We start from the raw sequence: 18,878 nt of genomic DNA, 5'->3' as shown, positions 1-18,878 counted from the left end.
TATTATTCAACCTCATCCGTATTTTCGTTTTTCGGTTGTGGTGCATTTTCTGTTAGATACGTCCAGCTACCTTGTTGTACAACGATACCTTCACGCATTAGCTTACCTAATGCACGTTTGAAAGCACCTTTGCTCACACCAAAACGACTACGTATAAGTTCTGCTTCTGTCGCATCAGAATACGGCATACCGCCACTTGGTCGTTCCTTGATGTATGCTAATATACGATCAGCATCTTCAACACGTCCAAATTCCTTCTGCTGTGTCATCGATAGATTAACTCGTCCATCTTCACGAACAAACGTTACACGAGCTTTAACACGTTGACCAAGACGTAAGCTTTCAATACGATCTGTGCTCGGAATTAATCCGTATGCACCGAATCCTACTACGCCGCCATCAATGACAACGAAAGAACCCATTTGTAAGCTTTTCGTAACCCATCCTTCAACCCACTGATTTCTCCAAGCTGCTGGAGCTGGGAACGTAAGTGGTGCAAGTTCTGGTTCTTGTGCAAGCTTAGCGATTTGACGGCCACTCTTATCATGAGCCATGAACACGAACACTTCGTCACCAACAATCGGACGATACTCAATCATTTCCGGCAATTCACTTAGTGGTAGCAATAATTGACGTCCAAGACCCATCTCTAGGAAACAACCTAGTCTAGGATGTACATCAGCTACAACTAATCGAGCCATTTCTCCGAATGAAATGAATGGTTTGTTCATTGTCGCGCAAATACGATCTTCTGAATCAAAGAAAATGAAAACTTCAATCTCATCACCAACATGTGGCTTAGATCCAACAAGTTCCGTATACGGCAACAATACATCTTCTTCGCCATTATTAAGAAAATAACCATAAGGAGAAACTTCGCGAGAAATTTGTAATCGCTCAGTAGTTCCTGCTACATAGCTCATACTAATTCCACAACCTTCGCATCCGACCAAATTTTCTCGATATTGTAATACTCTCTTTCTTCACGATGGAAGACGTGTACAACAACATCTCCGATGTCAATTAATACCCAACGTGCTGTGTTTTCACCTTCTACACCACGTACCGTAAAGCCAAGCTTGTCCGCAGTTTTACGAATTTCAGTAGAAATTGCTAATACTTGAGTGTCTGAGTTACCACTACAGATTACGAAATAATCGGCTACTAAAGATAAGCCATTCAAATCTAATGCAATTAGATCATGTGCTTTTTTGTCCTCTGCTGCATCTATCACTGCTGTTAATAATTTTTGTACTTGTTCATGTCCTTTCATTTGAACCCTCCTATAATTTGTATATCTATTTTTGAATAACTTCTCGAAACATGAATACTTATTTCATATTTAATTGTTGTACGATACTATTTCTCGCTTCTAAAGTAACCGGGTAAACTACTTTCCCTTTTTCAATTAGAAATACGATCGTTTGATCAAGACCAAACAATATGGCTCTATCCAAGCTAACTCCTGCGAGTTCACGCGCAACATCAACACCTGGAAAATCACGATTTGGTTCAATATAATCGGCAAGCCAGACGATTTTCTCTAATAGGGACATATTGGCTCGCCCAGAAGTATGGTACCGAATAGCATTACATATCTCGATATCGTGCACACCATATTGTTCTTTCGCGACGGATGCACCGACTTCAGCATGCCATAGTTCCTTATTATAATGAAGCACTCGCTCATCAAGTGAGTTCTGCTTAATATAAGCCGCTTGATCTGCAATTGGCCAATATTTGGCAACATCATGGATAATTGCTGCAAGTTCTGCACGCTCTGGATTCTCACCATAACGCTCTGCCAGCTCAATCGCAGTACTCATAACACCTTGTGTATGAATCCAGCGACGTTCTGGCATCTGCACACTTACAGATTGTATAATCTGCTGCCTATCCATAAATTCGATTCCCCCTTATATATTGCGCTACGGAGTCGGGTACATAGTACTGTAATGATAATCCCTGCTCCGCACGCAATCGGAGCTCTGTAGATGATATACCGATAAGTGGCATAGATGCAATCGTTAGTTTACTTCTCCACTCACTAGAAAGTAAGTCAAGTTGCAACGGATCAGAAGGGCGATTTAGACCAATAAATGAGATTAATGATCTTAATTCTTCTGCTCGATGCCATGTCGGCAAATCATGAATACGGTCAGAACCAATAATATAGTTGAACTGATGATGAGGATACTGACTCATTAATCTAGTTACTGTATCGAAAGAGTAACTAATGCCACTACGGCTTAACTCAATATCTAGTGCGCGGAAAGCAGATTGATCTGCAATTGCTAACTGAACCATCTGCAAACGCTGTTCCGCTGTTGCCAGCGGAGCATTCGGCTTTAAGGGAGGAGTGGCAGTAGGGATAAACCATACTTCATCTAAGGACGCCGCTTCCATAGCTGAGCTTGCTGCAATCAAATGACCCATATGAATTGGATCGAACGTCCCACCCATTATGCCAACTTTGCGCATTATGCCACCTCCAATCGCTGTGTTAACGTATTCGATCTATCTTGGAAGAACAATCGTTTTGTAATCTACAGATTCCTTGTAAAGTACAATCGTCTTACCAATGACTTGCACTAATTCAGTACCTGAAGCTTCAGAAATCTCTAGACCGATTTCTTTCGCATCATCATCACAGTTGTTCAATACAGAGATTTTAATTAATTCTCTTTTTTCTATCGCCTCTTCAATATGGCGAACAAGGTTTTCATTCGCTCCACCTTTACCAATTTGGAAAATAGGTGTTAAATGATGCGCTAATGAACGCAAATGACGCTTTTGTTTTCCTGTTAACATATATAATAACCTCTTTCGTATTGTAATGTTCATAATGCGCGTGATCACAGTCAGCGATTTTGAACTACCTCTTAAAATGAAAGTTCAAAATCGTTGGCTGTCAGCACCAAGAAGATGCCATGAAGCTAGGAAACGAGAAGCGGAGTGTACGTACTTGGTACACGAGCATCGCAGGCTTCCGATGAATGGCATCTTCGACGCCGACTACGCTACAACGCATTACCGCGTGATCACAGTCAGCGATTTTGAACTACCTCTTAAAATGAAAGTTCAAAATCGTTGGCTGTCAGCACCAAGAAGATGCCATGAAGCTAGGAAACGAGAAGCGGAGTGTACGTACTTGGTACACGAGCATCGCAGGCTTCCGATGAATCGCAGCTTCGACGCCGACTACGCTACGGCGCGTTACATCGTGATCACAGTCAGCGATTTTGAACTACTGCTTAAAATGAAAGTTCAAAATGCGGGCTGTCAGCACCAAGAAGATGCCATGAAGCTAGGAAACGAGAAGCGGAGTGTACGTACTTGGTACACGAGCATCGCAGGCTTCCGATGAATCGCAGCTTCGACGCCGACTACGCTACAACGCATTACCGCGTGATCACAGTCAGCGATTTTGAACTACCGCTTACTGTAATACAGCAAGCACAGCCTCTCTCATAGCAACCACAGGCGCTTCCTTACCTGTCCAATATTCAAAAGCAAATGCGCCTTGATATATGAACATCCCTAGACCACCATGAGCGACACATCCATGCTGCGCTGCCTCTAGTAGAAATTGAGTTTTCAGCGGGTTATAGATAAGATCACTTGCTACTGCTCCGGATTTCATCCATTCCCCAGCAATAGGCGTTTCTTCAATGTGCGGATACATTCCTACTGATGTCGTATTGATGACAATGTCTGCTTGATTACATAATTGCTTCAGATCATCTTGTCCTGCTGCAATTAATGGCACAGTACTATTCAATGAGGCAACTAATTCTTCGGCTCTAGCAACTGTACGATTAACAACATGTATAGTTGATGGATTTTCTTGAAGTAAAGCATAGATAATACCTCTAGATGCACCACCCGCTCCAACGACAACAATCTGCTTGCCTGCAATATTAGCAACCGCTTCTTCTTTCAAAGATCGAACATAGCCAATGCCATCCGTATTATACCCGATCAAACGACCATTTCGATTAACTACAGTATTAACGGCACCTAATGCTAATGCATCAGCATCTATCTCATCAATTAAGTCCATCACATGAAGCTTGTGCGGTATCGTTACATTCATACCTAATATACCAAGATCTCGTACTGCTTGTACGAATGAAGGTAATTGCTCAGGTGTGACTTGGAAAGACCCATATATCGCATCTATAAAACATTGTTGAAATGCTCTACCCAGCATAAGTGGAGACTTGGATTGCTTAATAGGATCACCGATTACACAATACAACGCCTTACTATTATGAGCCTGTTGCCACTGTAATAATTGTTGGATAATGTCCAAACTGATCACCTCATCTGCATCTGAAACTGCTAGATCATTGAATCACGTAAAACAACTTTAATTCCTTTAGGCGCATAGATATCAAGTAATGCACCACTGTCGCTATTTACTTGAATCCAACCTAATCCGGAAATATAAATATCATTGTATTGTCCACGTTTTACACGTAATGAATGTCTTGTCCACGTAGGAATATCAGCGAGTTCCTCTCTACTAGGACCACCTAACAATTCACCCTGATGTTGTTCATACAACTCATCAGCACGCTCTAGCTTAGTACGATGAATGTTCAGCCCATTAGACACATAAAAAGTAAATGATTGACGGTCACCTTCCACGAAGTCAAAACGAGCGATACTGCCCATAAACAATGTTTGACCTTCATTCAATTGATATACAAGTGGCTTAATTGGCTTGTCTGGCAATAGTGTTCCTAAGAAACTACGCGGAACAATTTCAGTCATACGACTTGTATAAACTATGCCCGGTGTATCAATAATCGCATTTCCATCATCAAGTGGAATTCGAACCGCATCAAGTGTTGTACCTGGATAACGAGAAGTCGTCAATTCTTGAGTAAGATCACTATAGTCAGAGATTAAACGATTAATAAGCGTGGACTTACCTACATTTGTTGCACCAACAACATAAACATCTCTACCATTGCGATAATTCTCAATCTCTTCAATTACTCGTTCAAATCCGATATTACGCTTCGCACTACACAGTACAACGTCTACCGTACGTAGTCCTTGTTGCTTCGCTTGTTGTTGAACCCAGTTACGAATACGATTCATATTCATCACTTTAGGTAGAAGATCAATTTTGTTAACAACTAGTAATACTTCATTATTACCTACAAAACGTTGAAGACCAGAAATTAAACTTCCTTCAAAATCAAAAATATCAACGATATGCACAACTAACGAATTCGTATTTCCAATACCGCTTAGCAAGCGTAAAAAATCATCTTGATCAAGTGCTACAGATGAAGCTTCATTATAGTTTTTAATACGGAAACAACGCTGACAGATAATAGGTTGTTTCTCTAATGCTGATGCCGGAACAAATCCGATTAATTCCTTATTTTCTGATTGGATAGCTACACCACAACCAGCACAATGAATACGACCATCAGACTCATGCTTATTACTTCTTTGACTCACTATTTTGTTTCCTCCTCATGCCATAAACTACGTTTGCGTAATCTTGAAATCACGATACGTTCAAGTCGACGATTAACTTTCGTCATGATGCCTTCTTCAAGGGGTGCAATTGGCGCAACGAGTACGGTATACATACCCATCCGATTTCCACCGAACACATCAGTCATCATCTGATCACCGATCATTAACGTTTGAGCTGGCTTTAGTTTTAATATACTTATTGCTTTAACGAACGCGCGTTGCGCTGGTTTTCTGGCTGCATGAATATAGGGAAGCTGCAATGGAGCAGCAAATGTACCGACACGACTATCATTATTATTGGACACAATTACAACCTCGAAACCTTTAGCAGCTACTTCTGCAAGCCATCTCACAAGTTCTTCAGTAGCTAGTGGAGAGTGTGCTCCAACTAAAGTGTTATCCAGATCAGTAACAATACCTCTAATCCCTTGTTCGTAGAGCCGATCCAAAGGAATATCATATATCGATTGTACTTTCATTTTGGGTAAAAACAACTCAATCATTAAACGTACTCCTCCAGCTTCATGCTTTATTACGAAACTATAACATACATCGTCATTTTGTTGCAAAACAAAACCCCGCCCACAAGGAAAAACTTGCGGACGGGTGCGAAAGTCAGCATTCATTTGTTACTTCTTCTATTATAATAGAAGAAATAGAGTGAAATGACCACTAAAATTTCATGAATTCCAATTATTTTTCAGTGTACGTGCAAAAAGTAAGCTTTCGAAAGTCGAGAAGATAAGTCGCTACTTAAGGAAGGAGGAAGCGCAAGTGTACGTTATTGGTACACCCTGCCCTACAATGTTTCTGCAAGAAACATACATCGGAAGCTTATGCTAGAGTTTCTAAGTTCACTTTATAATCGACGTCGATTAATCTCTGGTATCACTTCATTATCAAAGTTTGTTTTTTGCAAACCCTTTTTTTAATGATTTTACAAGATTTTGAACTTCAATTAACTGCTTTTCGTTCATTACCTCACCACTATAATGTGCTCGTTCATAATAATGCAGTAACTGTTGTAAATCATTACGCCAAGCTGCTGACCCAAAATTCCAACTGGATACCGTTTCACGAAGTGTAGCATTGTTAACTTTCACTAAACCATTCCGATAGCAATAGCTAAGAAAATTAGTCGTTTCCACAATTACACGTTCATTCATAGAGTACTTGCGATAGCGAATGCGATTCATTAATTCGATGAGCTCTTTACGGTACTTCACACCAAGCATAATAGCTAAAATAACTAAAACAGCTAACAGTGCGTAGCCGATCCATCCAAGCGATTGATTAGCTTCTTTATTCTGCTTCGGGGTTATGTCTTCTGATTGCAATGGTGCTGGAGTAGGAACCAATACATTTTCTAATGGATTAATCTCATCATCTACATAAGTATAAGGAAAAGCAAAGCCTGGTGTAGGCTCAAATGCTACCCAACCATAACCTTCAAAATATACCTCTACCCATGAATGTGCATCAGCATTGCGGACGGTATATGTACCAGAAGTATCTGAATTTTTCATATACTGCGTATATGCTAATTGTTCTTGATTAACGATTGGTTCATCACTCACTCCTGAAGAGAAACCTTTCACCCATCTCGCAGGTATATTTAGGGTGCGAGCCATCATTACCATTGAAGTTGAGAAGTAATCGCAATACCCTTCTTGTAATTCAAACAAAAATTGCTCTACAAAGTCTGAGCTTGTCCCTGTTAATTTCGTTGTATCTGGTGTATTTGTATAATTGTATGAAGATTTCAAGTGTTGCTCAAGCAGTAATACCTTTTCGTAATCGTTATTAGCAGTTGCTGTCACCTCTTCAGCTAATTTCCTAACTCGCTCAGGAAATAATAAGGGAATAGAAGTATATGCTTCCATCGCATCCTCGTCCTCAATTGTCGCAGTTGCTTCTGCTAAAGCTTGATGGTCAATCACAATAACTTCGGACTCTACTTGATATGTAGCAATATTAGATTTTACAGTACCATCTCCATACTGTTCAATACGCCAATCAGATGGGTGCCATAACGCTCCCTTAAGTAACTCACCTGGTCCTATCGTCGTAATTTCCGTAATATCAGTTAATTCTTCACTAAGATTTACGGTATCCTTATATACAACCTCTAATAACCGTGTAGCTTGCCCAGCAGCAAATAATACAGGTAGTGGGGCTTGTCTGACAAAGTTATATTGTTGCTCTACCATAACAGTTTGTGCCAGCGGACGTTCCTCCGCTATAAACTCTTCATCAACCCGTATAATTTCTGTTAAACCTTCGTTCTCTGACAAATAAGATGTGTCGTACCATCCTGTACCATCGTAATAATAGCGAGACTCACCACGCCAGTAACTCTTATGTGTCGTCTTGACGGTCATCACTGGTGAGTAATCAAACTGAAAACTTCCACCTAGCTTTTTATCTGTTCTACTATAACCAGAAGTCATCGAATTTAATGGTGAACTATCATTAGTAGAACTTAAGCCTCCTCCTCCACCTGTTCCCAAACCATTGCCAATCTCCACTTTTTCGCCACGTGATTGTTTCCACAACGCATACGGATCTTCTAATAATGGTGGCTTGGCTGGCAAATTCGTTCCAATAACAATTAACATCGCGATTACAACAAACATCGGCATGATAACAGCTAACGGACGGTGTAATAATAATTTGAAACTAGTAGAATTTTTTTGTTGTAAATAATGAAAATGAAGTAACGTATGCCAAATAAGAAATACAACAATGATAATTGCAATTTGCAGCCATAACTTCATTGGCGAGTAAGAATCTTTAACACAAAGAATTAACAACGAAACCGCAAAAAATATATATAGTCGTTTTTTCGAAGTGACCCATGCACTCAATAACAACAGAGAGATTGAAACAACTAATACAATTTCAATAAATGGATGCATGCTTTGTATATAATGCCAAAGCCGCGTTAGGTTCTTTACATCTTCAGCTATTGGAACAAAGTGTTCCTTCCTAATCATAATCGTTACAATAACAATTGATATAAATTCGATGGTATACAATACGAACCTTGGTAATCTGCCAATTCCCAAAAAGTGGACCAAACTTATTATCGCTAGCGATAACCAGATGATATTGTAAGTATCATTCCACCAATAACCTCGAAAGACAGTAAGCACATTTGCAATTATTATAGCAACGAGTAATGGAGTTAGGCGTTGTAGCCATTCATAATGACCTTTCACATTCATCACGCCCCACTTCCTTCAAGACTATCAAATATTGTTGCCCATTCATTAATTTCAATGACTCGAAGTCCTGCTATGCGAAACGCACTTAAAGCTGCAATAGCTTCCAATTGTTCTGCTGCCGTAGTGTAGCTTGCAATATAGAACAACGTGGAATCACTTCGTATTTGTTTCAATGTATTTAATAGCGCATTACTAAGTTCAAAAGTAACGATTAGCAATACATTGTTACCTTGTAACTCCCTCATTCTATGATTTAGTAACTGGCTTAGTGGTTTGGATGCATCGGCATCTACAGTCATAAGATGATTCATCATCCCAACATGATGAGCCATTCCAGTGGAAGGATTACTATAGAAGTAACTTTCTCCTGCAGATAGTAAACCAATAGCAGAATCATTCTTCATACTATAGTCCAATATAGATGCAGCCATTGAAACCGAAATTTCAAATCGCTGTTGCAGTCGATCTGTATCTTTAGATGAAGCAACTTGTACATAGCGGTCTAATACAACTACCGATTTTTTCATTGCTTCTCGCTCGAAATCTTTCGATTTCCATGATCCTGTACGTGCAGTTGCACCCCAATGAATTTTGCTTAAGCGGTCTCCATGCATATAGTCACGGACACCATTTTGTTGTGTAGATTCCTTCGCATGTTTGGAGAATGAATTAGATGAAAAGATACCATGATGACTACGCAGTAATTCTGTCCACTGTTTAGCTGATAGTATTTGCGGAAACACTTGAATGGCACTACTAATATGGAGTTCTCCACTATGTGATTTTAATCCGAATGCATCGTAGCTTAAACATATCGTCGAACCGAAAGCATATTGTCCCCGCTTTAAATGAGGAATAATATATTGCCACTGACTTTCATTTCGAAATCCCGGAACCATTGTCCCTTCGAACACTTGCTTCGTACCGTCATGACGGATAAGATTTTCTCTCACTAGAACGTATGGCATTGGCATGATTCTAGTGAATTTGGCGCTGAATGTAATTTGTAAGGAATGACCTGCTATGATCTGAGTTTGTTGTCTATTGTGTCCTTCGTAGCCGATTAGTCTGTTGCCTTTCACCTTTCGAATACCACTCCAATAACCAATAGACAAATACAACAACAATATATTCAATATACCAAACAGCATTAGCGAAGTTTTTCCACCTTGAAATAAGAAATAGAACAAACTACATGTGTAGAGTGCTAACAAACCGATCCAGCTGCGTTTACTTTTCATCTTATTGCCCCCTTATCTCTGGACAAAAAGTGGTACATCAACCGTAGTAAGCATTTGCTCCAGCACTTGATTAACATTAACACCTTGCAAGCGTGCTTCCATGCTTAACATCACGCGGTGACCAATAATATGCGGGAATAATAACTTCACATCATCTGGAAGCACATAATTTCTTTGGTATAAGAATGCTCTAGCTTTAACTGCCTTTGCTAGAGAAATCGAGGCCCTTGGACTAGCTCCAAGCATCAAATAAGGATGACTTCTTGTTGCTCCAATGAGTTTAATTATGTATTGAGCTAAAATATCATCTAAATGAACCTGCTGCACTAGGTCACGAATTGTTAGAAGCTGTTCGATATCCATTAATGGCTGTAAACCATCCGCTGGATGAATACTTTTCGTATGTTGAATCATTTTTTGCTCATCTTGTGGCGATGGATAACCAAGACGCAGCTTTAACATAAAGCGATCTAATTGAGCTTCCGGCAAAGTATATGTACCTTCAAATTCAATCGGGTTTTGTGTAGCTAGCAAAATAAATGGTTCAGGAAGTTTATGTCCTTCACCGTCAACCGTTACATACCCTTCTTCCATTGCTTCAAGTAATGCGGATTGTGTCTTTGTTGTTGCTCTATTAATCTCATCTGCAAGGAGAACATTCGTATGAACAGGACCAGTTCGGAAAACAAATTGCTGCTGAGCGGGATGGAAAATGGAAACACCTGTGATGTCTGATGGAAGTAAGTCGGGGTTACATTGAATTCTGCGGAATTGACCGCCTATCGTGTTAGCCAATGATTTTACTAGTTGAGTCTTTCCAGTACCAGGTACATCTTCGAGCAATATATGCCCTCCTGCAAGTACTGCAATTAGTAATCTTTCGATTTCTGCCTCTTTCCCTACTATCGCTGAAGATAATTGATGAAATACTTTATGACATAATTGCATCGCAATTGACGAATTCTCCATAATATAACCTCCTAAAACTTTTTGAGAGTTTTTTCACCAAAAAAAGTTGCTACGTAAGCATATGTAACGTTGAAATGATAGATTCTGATGTTATTGTCTATTATAAATGAAGCACTTTGAGAATCCTATTAATATTAAGTAAAAATGCATATAATTGTAACTATTTACAAATTCCCTCCATTAAATTTAGAAAAAAATCTTTTTTCTTCTATATAAATGTAGACGCTCGTCACATGACTAAGGTTTCACAATTTTTAGAATATTTCAGAAAGCCGAGAAAACGAAGCGCTACTTGCGGAGGGAGGAAACGCAAGTGTACGTGTTTGGTACACGCGGACCTACAATGTTTCTGCAAGAAACATACATCGGAAGCTTATGCTAGACTTCCCAAGTTCGCTTCATATTCGATGTCGAGTAAACCACTTCAGCTTTAGCATCGTGATCAAAGTCCACTTTTTGAACTACATCTCATAGGCACACATTTATGCCCTGATTAATAGACTATACCATCCCCAACAACCTAGAAAGGTGCGTGAGTTTTTGACACAACTACATTACTTTTTATCGGGTAACACTTCACAGGGTCATATTAGTCTCATTCCAGAAACGATGAAACAATTACAATACTTAATATTAATTGATGGTCCTTTCAGTTCTGAAAACGGTGAGATAATGGATCGGCTGCATAAACAATTGAGCAACAATGAAATGCTCGAATTAGAACTGATACATCATCCTTCATCACCACAGCAATTACAAGCTATACTATTGCCACGTTATGGTCTTGGCATTATTAGTTCCGCCCCTCCAGCAATGATAGAGACGACAGATTTTAAAGGTTCGATTATAACATTGAACGTATACGACTTTTACAATTTAGAAATAATCGATCAGCATAAAGCAGCAATCGATGCACTTGGTGAACAAATATATAAAAATCACTTACATGCTTATCGTAGCTATGAGCAAGCATTAGTCATTCATGATGAATGGGAAAAAATATATATTGATGCGATGGACTATGGAAAAGCCAATCAATTTGCGGATCAGTTAGCTGATAAATTGTTTCCTACACTCGGAGACCAACCTTTCTCAGCACCGATTCATCGATTTCTTGGCGCCGCAACACCTGATGGTGCTGTAGACTATGTTCCCATATTAACAGAGGGCTTAAAACGCTATTTCATTAAAGGCAGACCTGGCTCTGGCAAATCAACATTACTCCGAAAACTTGTACAAAAAGGAATTGATCAACATTATCAGCTTGAAGTGTATCAATGTGGATTAGATCCGAACAGCTTAGACATGGTCATCTGCAGAGATTTAGGTTTTGCAATCTTTGATAGTACCGCACCTCATGAATACTTTCCTACAGAAAGAGAAGATCATATTATCGATATGTATGAACTTTGTATTACTGCAGGGACGGATGAAAAAAATGCATCGTCATTACATGAGATATCAACCCGTTACAAACTCCAAATGGCAGAAGGTAATGTCGCATTAGCATTAGCAAAACAATTTCAACTCGAACGTGCGACGTTAACAAGACCCGCACTCGATACTGAAGGCATACTAGAGTTGGAGCAATTGATACTGAGAAACATTGAAACTCTTATCGGTTTTCAAAATGGAGTATTATAAGTAAAAAAGGCTTTCACCGACTTTCGCAGTAAACGCGAAAATCGGTGAAAGCCTTCTACTATGTTCAACGATTATCCTTTCGGTTTCACAAATAGCGCTGCTAAAAAGGAGAATATGATCGCAGCTGAGATACCGGCACTCGTTACTTTGAAAATACCAGATATAACGCCTATCCACCCTACATCATATAACTCAGTTAACGCACCATGTACCAGCGCATTACCAAAACTCGTAATTGGGACCGTTGCTCCTGCTCCAGCAAATTCGACTAATGGTTCGTACCAACCAAGTCCATCTACAATCGCTCCTACTACAACGAGTGTTGCCATCGTATGAGCAGGTGTTAATTTCATAACATCAAACATCAATTGTCCAATTACACAAATCGCACCACCAACGACAAAAGCCCAAAAATAAATCATTTACTCTACCCCCATTCCTTTCAATGCAACGGCATGAGCTATACAAGGAATTGTATCACCTTGTTGGAAGGAAATCGGTGACATCAACGCACCCGTTGCAACGATTAACACTCGTTTTAATTTACCTTCTGTAAGTTGTTGTATAATTTGACCGTAAGTAATGACCGCTGAACAGCCCGCACCTGAACCACCTGCCTGTACATCTTGCTGCTCAATATCGTAAATTCTAAGACCACAATCATCAAAACAAGTTTGATTGATTGGTACACCTTCCTTCAGTAATAACTCTTTGGCAATAGGATGCCCCACACTCGCCAGATCACCAGTAATAATAAGATCATAATCAAGAGGCGTTCGATTTAGATCATTGAAATGAGCAATAATGGTATCTACCGCAGCTGGAGCCATAGCAGCGCCCATATTGAAAGGATCAGTAATGCCGAGATCAATGACTTTACCAATGGTAGCCGCTTCAATACTAGGTCCTTTTCCTTGCAAGCTAACAATCGCTGCACCTGATCCAGTAATTGTATTTTGTGCTGTAGGTGGTTTTTGCGCACCATACTCCGTTGGATACCTGAATTGTTTCTCAGCAGTAGCATTATGGCTACTAGTAGCTGCCATCCCATATTTCACAGCACCGCTACTGACTAGTTGCGCTACGATAGCTAAAGATTCCATTGAAGTGGAGCAAGCACCAAAAACACCTAAGTAAGGGATAGCTAACTCCCGAGCAACAAAGCTATTCGTAATGATTTGATTAAGTAAGTCTCCTCCTACATAGATCTGTAGATCAGAAGAATCCAAATTCGCTTTCGATAGTGATTTTTGTGTCGCTTGATTAAGCATTGAACGTTCAGCTTTTTCCCATGTCTTCTCATTCATATCCAATTCAGGATGAATGACATCAAAAGTATCCGAAAGAGGCCCTAGACCTTCCAACGGTCCTACAATTGTAGCTGTGCTAATTATTTTGGGAGCTTTCTCAAACCACCAAGTCTGCTGTCCTCGTAACATATTAATGACCCCCTATACCTAGTACGATATAGGCTATTCCCACAAAAAATGCTGCTACCGTTCCGAATACGATAACTGAACCTGCTAACTTAAACATATTAGCACCAACGCCAAGCACGAAACCTTCCGAGCGATGTTCTATCGCAGCAGAAGCCATTGAATTTGCGAAACCTGTAACTGGCACTGCAGAACCTGCGCCTGCGACCTGCGCAAATTTGTCATATACTCCGAGCGAAGTCAAAATAACAGATACAAGAATTAATGTAGCTACTGTAGGGTTACTCGCTTCTTCAGAAGTCATTTTGAAGAAGTACATATATAGTTCTGTGACACCTTGGCCAAGCGTACATATCGCTCCACCAATGAGAAACGCCATCACACAATTTTTAAGTACTGTACGTGGAGGCTCTTGTGTTTTAGCGAAACTTTGATACTCTTTAGAACTCATATTCGACTTTGAATATTTTGTAACAGTTTTTTTACTCGGTTTGCTCATAATAATCCTCCTAAAACTTTTCATATCATCCTCTGAACAACAGCTTCGTAATGAAAAGTCACTACGAAAGCTTAATCTAAAACTTTTCATATAGCTCCTATGAACCACCTGTTCGTAATGAAAAGTTGATACGGAAGCATACGCTAAAACATATAGCGACTACATTGATTTGCTTCTATGCAAACAAAAAACTTTCGAAGCGATGACTTACGATTAGTTATATTGTTTACAAAATTTCAAGTTCTATGTAATTAAAATTGACTGATTGTCCTCCAGATGATTAAAACTGTTGGACTTGCCAAGTTCGGAGTATATTCGATGCCGATTAGTCTACAATGCCTATCATCGTTATCAAAGCCAACTTTTTGAACTTCCTCTTACAATGAAAGTTCAAATAAAAACTGCTGGTATCTATTGATGGATATACCATCAATAGATACCAGCAGCTATAATTAATAAATTCATTTATTTCTTAATAATCATCACATCTTTGGCACTCAGTTGCAATTCCCCATGTACTAATGATTGTCTTAGTAGATCAGTTCCTTGTATCTCACCTAAATCCATCGTTACTTCATGAGCATTATGATTCAGAACAAATAGATATGCCTGTCCGTCTTTAATCCGCTCCGTCACTTCCACCCCAGCTACAGGCTTCAGTAATGGATGAATACCTTTTTCTTCGGCAACTGTTTTCACAAAGTCAGATAAAAATTGTGCATCAGCACTACTAGCAACGTACCATGCTTGACCGTTTCCAAATTCATTTTTCGTAAGAACTGGCATTCCTTTATAGAACTCACTACCGTAGGTTGCAAGTACTTCAGCACCTTCACTATGAATCAAATCACATAAAATATTGCATTGATATTGACCACTCATATGACCATATTGATCATTCATGACGATCTCATTCGATTGACCTGGAAGTAAGGCGTCAATCTCTTCAGCCCATACCCCCAATACTTTGCGCAATTCCCCTGGATATCCCCCTGTAGTAACAATATCATTTTCATTCACGATACCACTGAAGAACGTTGTAATGAACGTACCGCCTTTTTCAACAAACTGCTCCACTTTCTTAGCAAATCCTGGTTTCATCATATATATTACCGGTGCTACAACAATTTCATAGCGTTCGAATTGCTCTTCTACGCTAATCATATCTGCTTGTATATTATGTTGGAAGAAAGCGTCGTAATACTTATGCACTTGATCAACATACTTCAAATCTATCGTAGGACCACTTGTAAGATCAAGAGCCCATCGATTTTCCCAATCAAACACGATACCCACTTTAGATTGGTGTCTAGCATCAAGTAATGTATCCCCAAGTTGCACAAGCTCTTTGCCTAGATCTGCACACTCACGAAACACACGAGTATGTTCATGACCAACATGCTCAATTACGGCACCATGATATTTTTCACAAGCACCTAATGAGCGTCTAAGTTGGAAGAACATAACTGTATCTGCACCATGAGCAACTGCTTGATAGCTCCATAAGCGCATAACACCGGGACGTTTCAAAGAATTATAAGGTTGCCAATTTTGCTGACTAGGCGTTTGTTCCATTAACATAAATGGTTGCCCACCCTTAAGACCTCTCATTAAAGCATGAGACATTGCAGTGAAACTAACCGGAGTGTCTATCGAAGGATAGTTATCCCAAGAAACAACATCCATCTCCTTGCCCCACTTGAAATAATCAAGTTCAGGATATGTACCCATTAAGTTCGTAGTAATTTGAACATTTTTGGAAAATTCCCGAATTGCATCATATTCAATTTTGAAACATTCAAGTAAGCTATCAGATTGGAAACGACGATAATCCAATGAAATGGTTTGGAAATTGGTACGATTACCTGCCCACTCTTCACTTAAACTGTTCGGTGGAACAATCTCTGCCCAATCGTAGAACGTATGTCCCCAGAAGTTCGTATACCAAGCTTTGTTCAAAGCTTCAATTGTTTCGTAGCGATTGCTTAGCCAGCCACGGAATGCTTCGGCACAATTGACACAATAGCAATACCCGCCATATTCATTAGAAATATGCCATACAACTAACCCTTCATAGTTAGCATAACGTTCTGATAGTTTGCTGGCGATTTCACGTGAATACTTGCGATACGTAGGACTATTAGGACATGAATTATGACGTCCTCCGAATTTCCGTTTGCGTCCATCATAATCCACACGAGTAACATCAGGATGACGATGTGCCATCCAAGCAGGATGTGCACCAGTACTTGTCGCCAAACAAATATATACATTATCCATTGTCAAACGTTTAATAATACGATCTAGTCCTGAAAAATCATATTCGTTTTCACTTGGTTGTATTAATGCCCATGAAAAAACATTCACTGTAGCAATGTCTATATTCGCAAGCTTGAACATGCGAATATCTTCCTCCATTGTTGGCGTATCCCATTGCTCAGGATTATAATCTCCACCGTACCACATTTTAGGTAATTTATTATTAATCACGTTTCATTCTCCTTTATCATGTTCACGAATATAACAAAGAGCCCATTGCTGGGCTCTCTGTCTATTAGCATATAATCGAGACTAGTTAGACCACATTTCAACACGATCTTTAATTAATTTTGAATATTCATCTGTCATTTTAGAAACTCCGATTTTATCAAGTTCAGCCATAAATTCATCATACACTTTATCGAAATTAGCTGGGTCAGTAAGAATCGCTTGTGGAATATATTTCTTCATCAAATCTTGTGATTTTTGGAAGATAACATTCGCATCAGAAGCTGTATCGAAATTAATTGTCCAACCAGCACCATATGCACGTTCTGCAAATTCATCATCAGCAGGCCATAGATCTTTGTACGTTGTCGCGCCATAAGCAGCAAGAGTTTTCTTATCTGCATCTGAGTATGCGGCTACGATTTGATCAGGGAAGTTAGTCGTATAGTAGTTACCAGAAGGATCTAGAACGCCATCGCCATAACGTGCAGACATCCAGTAGTTACCGATACCAGTTTCTTTTCTGAAGTTACTCGCATCGTTTGCTTTGCGATCTTGTACTTCAGCAGGAATTGAACGTTTACCATCAGCATCTACTGTATAGTGAACACCTTCAATACCCCAGTTAACAAGTACTTGACCTTCATCAGAAGCTAAGTAATCAAGGTATTTAATAATACGAACTGGATCTTCTGCATCAATTGTTATACCAATGCCATAACCAGCAATGTAACCAGTACCTTGGAATGATGCATCTTTGAATGTTTCATCAAGTGTTACAGGGAAACGTGCATAAGTTGAATCAATTTTCCCTTCAGCTTTCAAAGCATTTTCTGCTTCTTGATAGTCCCAAGCTTGATCGATTAGGCCTAGTACACGACCAGAAGCAACTTTAGCTTTATATTGATCATATTTTTGGACGAAGGATTCCGGATCAAGTAGACCGATATCATTCATATGGTTCAACCAACGGAAGTATTCTCTTTCTTCAGCGCGTTGGTAATGCATAATAACTTCATAGTTTTCTTGGTTAACATAGTATTCACCATCATCTGGCGCACCTGTTGCATAGAATGCAGGGTTTGTTACAGAGATAAGAATTTGCCATTCTCCACCGTTCAAGGAAAGTCCTAGGCGAGGTTGACCATCTTCAGTTTTTGGATTTTGCTCAATATAAGTTTTAATTGCGCTTTCATAATCTTCTACAGTTTTAATTTCTGGGTAGCCAAGAGATTCTAATATTTGATGCTGTAGTTGGAAACCACCACTAGCTTCAAAATAAGTTTGTCCAACGCCATCAAGCGGTAATGTATAGATAGAATCGTCAGTAGAACTGTATACAAGGCGATCAAGATATTCGCCATATACTTTCATAAGGTTAGGAGCATGTTCTTCAAGTAATGGACGAAGGTCAAGAAGCGCACCAGCATCTACCAATTTATTTGTGTTGCCTTTTGGCATTACTAGATCTGGATACTCATCACTAGCAACCATCAATGCGAATGTATCTGCATCCGAACCACCAACTGGGAATTGTACATCCACAGTAATACCAGTTTTTTCATTGATTACTTTACCAATTTCACTTTGATTTTTGTCCCAGTCTGGATTCACATCACCAGATACAAGACTAATTGTCATAGGTTCTTGAGTTGCTTCACTCGAACCAGAAGTACTGTTATTAGTAGTACTAGGAGTATTAGTGCTATTGCTGTTATTACCGCAAGCTGCTAAAAATAACATCGTCATCATTAACAACAAGCTAAGACCCATCTTTACTTTCTTCATTAGAAACTGCCTCCCTTTATCTATCTGTGTATTATATTACGAGATGCTTGAACGTTTGTAAAAGCATCTCGACAATATCAAGGAA

General features: G+C 39.4%; 17 protein-coding genes. 1 reads left to right on the top strand and 16 read right to left on the bottom strand.

Annotated elements, in window-relative coordinates; all coding sequences use genetic code 11:
- Nucleotides 1-2: 2 nt before the first annotated feature.
- The 11 genes from NV377_RS00945 to NV377_RS00895 form a co-directional block, all read right to left on the bottom strand.
- The gene (locus NV377_RS00945) at nucleotides 3-923 is read right to left on the bottom strand and encodes a CvfB family protein (protein WP_258199307.1); all 921 of its coding nucleotides are present in this window, start codon (nucleotides 921-923) and stop codon (nucleotides 3-5) included.
- Nucleotides 920-1,273, bottom strand: a complete 354-nt coding sequence (gene rsfS, locus NV377_RS00940; RefSeq protein WP_258199306.1) for a ribosome silencing factor — start codon at nucleotides 1,271-1,273, stop codon at nucleotides 920-922. The genes NV377_RS00945 and rsfS overlap by 4 nt, the downstream gene beginning before the upstream one ends.
- Nucleotides 1,274-1,331: 58 nt before the next feature.
- Nucleotides 1,332-1,901, bottom strand: coding sequence for a bis(5'-nucleosyl)-tetraphosphatase (symmetrical) YqeK (gene yqeK, locus NV377_RS00935; RefSeq protein ID WP_258199305.1), 570 nt, complete (start codon nucleotides 1,899-1,901; stop codon nucleotides 1,332-1,334).
- Nucleotides 1,894-2,481, bottom strand: coding sequence for a nicotinate-nucleotide adenylyltransferase (nadD, locus tag NV377_RS00930; protein WP_258199304.1), 588 nt, complete (start codon nucleotides 2,479-2,481; stop codon nucleotides 1,894-1,896). Before nadD ends, yqeK begins: the two co-directional genes overlap by 8 nt.
- Nucleotides 2,482-2,517: 36 nt before the next feature.
- Nucleotides 2,518-2,811, bottom strand: a complete 294-nt coding sequence (gene yhbY, locus NV377_RS00925) for a ribosome assembly RNA-binding protein YhbY (RefSeq protein ID WP_258199303.1) — start codon at nucleotides 2,809-2,811, stop codon at nucleotides 2,518-2,520.
- Nucleotides 2,812-3,439: 628 nt separating this feature from the next.
- Nucleotides 3,440-4,324 (bottom strand): shikimate dehydrogenase, encoded by an 885-nt coding sequence (aroE, locus tag NV377_RS00920; RefSeq protein WP_373425783.1) that lies wholly within the window; start codon nucleotides 4,322-4,324, stop codon nucleotides 3,440-3,442.
- Nucleotides 4,325-4,344: 20 nt separating this feature from the next.
- Nucleotides 4,345-5,481, bottom strand: a complete 1,137-nt coding sequence (gene yqeH, locus NV377_RS00915) for a ribosome biogenesis GTPase YqeH (RefSeq protein ID WP_258199302.1) — start codon at nucleotides 5,479-5,481, stop codon at nucleotides 4,345-4,347.
- Nucleotides 5,481-6,128: a YqeG family HAD IIIA-type phosphatase gene (locus NV377_RS00910; protein ID WP_373425782.1), complete on the bottom strand. Its 648-nt coding sequence runs from the start codon at nucleotides 6,126-6,128 to the stop codon at nucleotides 5,481-5,483. The genes yqeH and NV377_RS00910 overlap by 1 nt, the downstream gene beginning before the upstream one ends.
- 273 nt (nucleotides 6,129-6,401) lie before the next feature.
- Nucleotides 6,402-8,729 (bottom strand): transglutaminase-like domain-containing protein, encoded by a 2,328-nt coding sequence (locus tag NV377_RS00905; RefSeq protein ID WP_258200328.1) that lies wholly within the window; start codon nucleotides 8,727-8,729, stop codon nucleotides 6,402-6,404.
- Nucleotides 8,729-9,970: a DUF58 domain-containing protein gene (locus NV377_RS00900; protein WP_258199300.1), complete on the bottom strand. Its 1,242-nt coding sequence runs from the start codon at nucleotides 9,968-9,970 to the stop codon at nucleotides 8,729-8,731. The genes NV377_RS00905 and NV377_RS00900 overlap by 1 nt, the downstream gene beginning before the upstream one ends.
- Nucleotides 9,971-9,982: 12 nt before the next feature.
- Nucleotides 9,983-10,939, bottom strand: a complete 957-nt coding sequence (locus NV377_RS00895; RefSeq protein ID WP_258199299.1) for an AAA family ATPase — start codon at nucleotides 10,937-10,939, stop codon at nucleotides 9,983-9,985.
- Nucleotides 10,940-11,479: 540 nt separating this feature from the next.
- Between NV377_RS00895 and NV377_RS00890 the strand changes: the two genes are divergently transcribed.
- Nucleotides 11,480-12,583 (top strand): hypothetical protein, encoded by a 1,104-nt coding sequence (locus NV377_RS00890; RefSeq protein WP_258199298.1) that lies wholly within the window; start codon nucleotides 11,480-11,482, stop codon nucleotides 12,581-12,583.
- 71 nt (nucleotides 12,584-12,654) lie between these two features.
- Here the strand turns inward: NV377_RS00890 and spoVAE are convergent, their stop codons facing one another.
- The 5 genes from spoVAE to NV377_RS00865 form a co-directional block, all read right to left on the bottom strand.
- Nucleotides 12,655-13,005, bottom strand: coding sequence for a stage V sporulation protein AE (gene spoVAE, locus NV377_RS00885; protein WP_258199297.1), 351 nt, complete (start codon nucleotides 13,003-13,005; stop codon nucleotides 12,655-12,657).
- Nucleotides 13,006-14,022 carry a stage V sporulation protein AD gene (gene spoVAD / locus NV377_RS00880; protein ID WP_258199296.1) on the bottom strand — a complete coding sequence of 339 codons (1,017 nt, stop codon included), beginning with the start codon at nucleotides 14,020-14,022 and terminating at the stop codon, nucleotides 13,006-13,008.
- A 1-nt stretch (nucleotide 14,023) separates the two neighbouring features.
- Nucleotides 14,024-14,518, bottom strand: a complete 495-nt coding sequence (gene spoVAC, locus NV377_RS00875; protein WP_258199295.1) for a stage V sporulation protein AC — start codon at nucleotides 14,516-14,518, stop codon at nucleotides 14,024-14,026.
- Between the two features lie 465 nt (nucleotides 14,519-14,983).
- Nucleotides 14,984-17,008: a beta-galactosidase gene (locus tag NV377_RS00870; RefSeq protein WP_258199294.1), complete on the bottom strand. Its 2,025-nt coding sequence runs from the start codon at nucleotides 17,006-17,008 to the stop codon at nucleotides 14,984-14,986.
- Between the two features lie 81 nt (nucleotides 17,009-17,089).
- Entirely contained in the window at nucleotides 17,090-18,793 is a 1,704-nt protein-coding gene (locus NV377_RS00865) for an ABC transporter substrate-binding protein (protein WP_258199293.1), read from the bottom strand.
- Nucleotides 18,794-18,878: the final 85 nt, after the last annotated feature.

The organism is Paenibacillus endoradicis (genome assembly GCF_024721975.1).
This window is presented reverse-complemented; position numbering and strand designations above follow the sequence as displayed.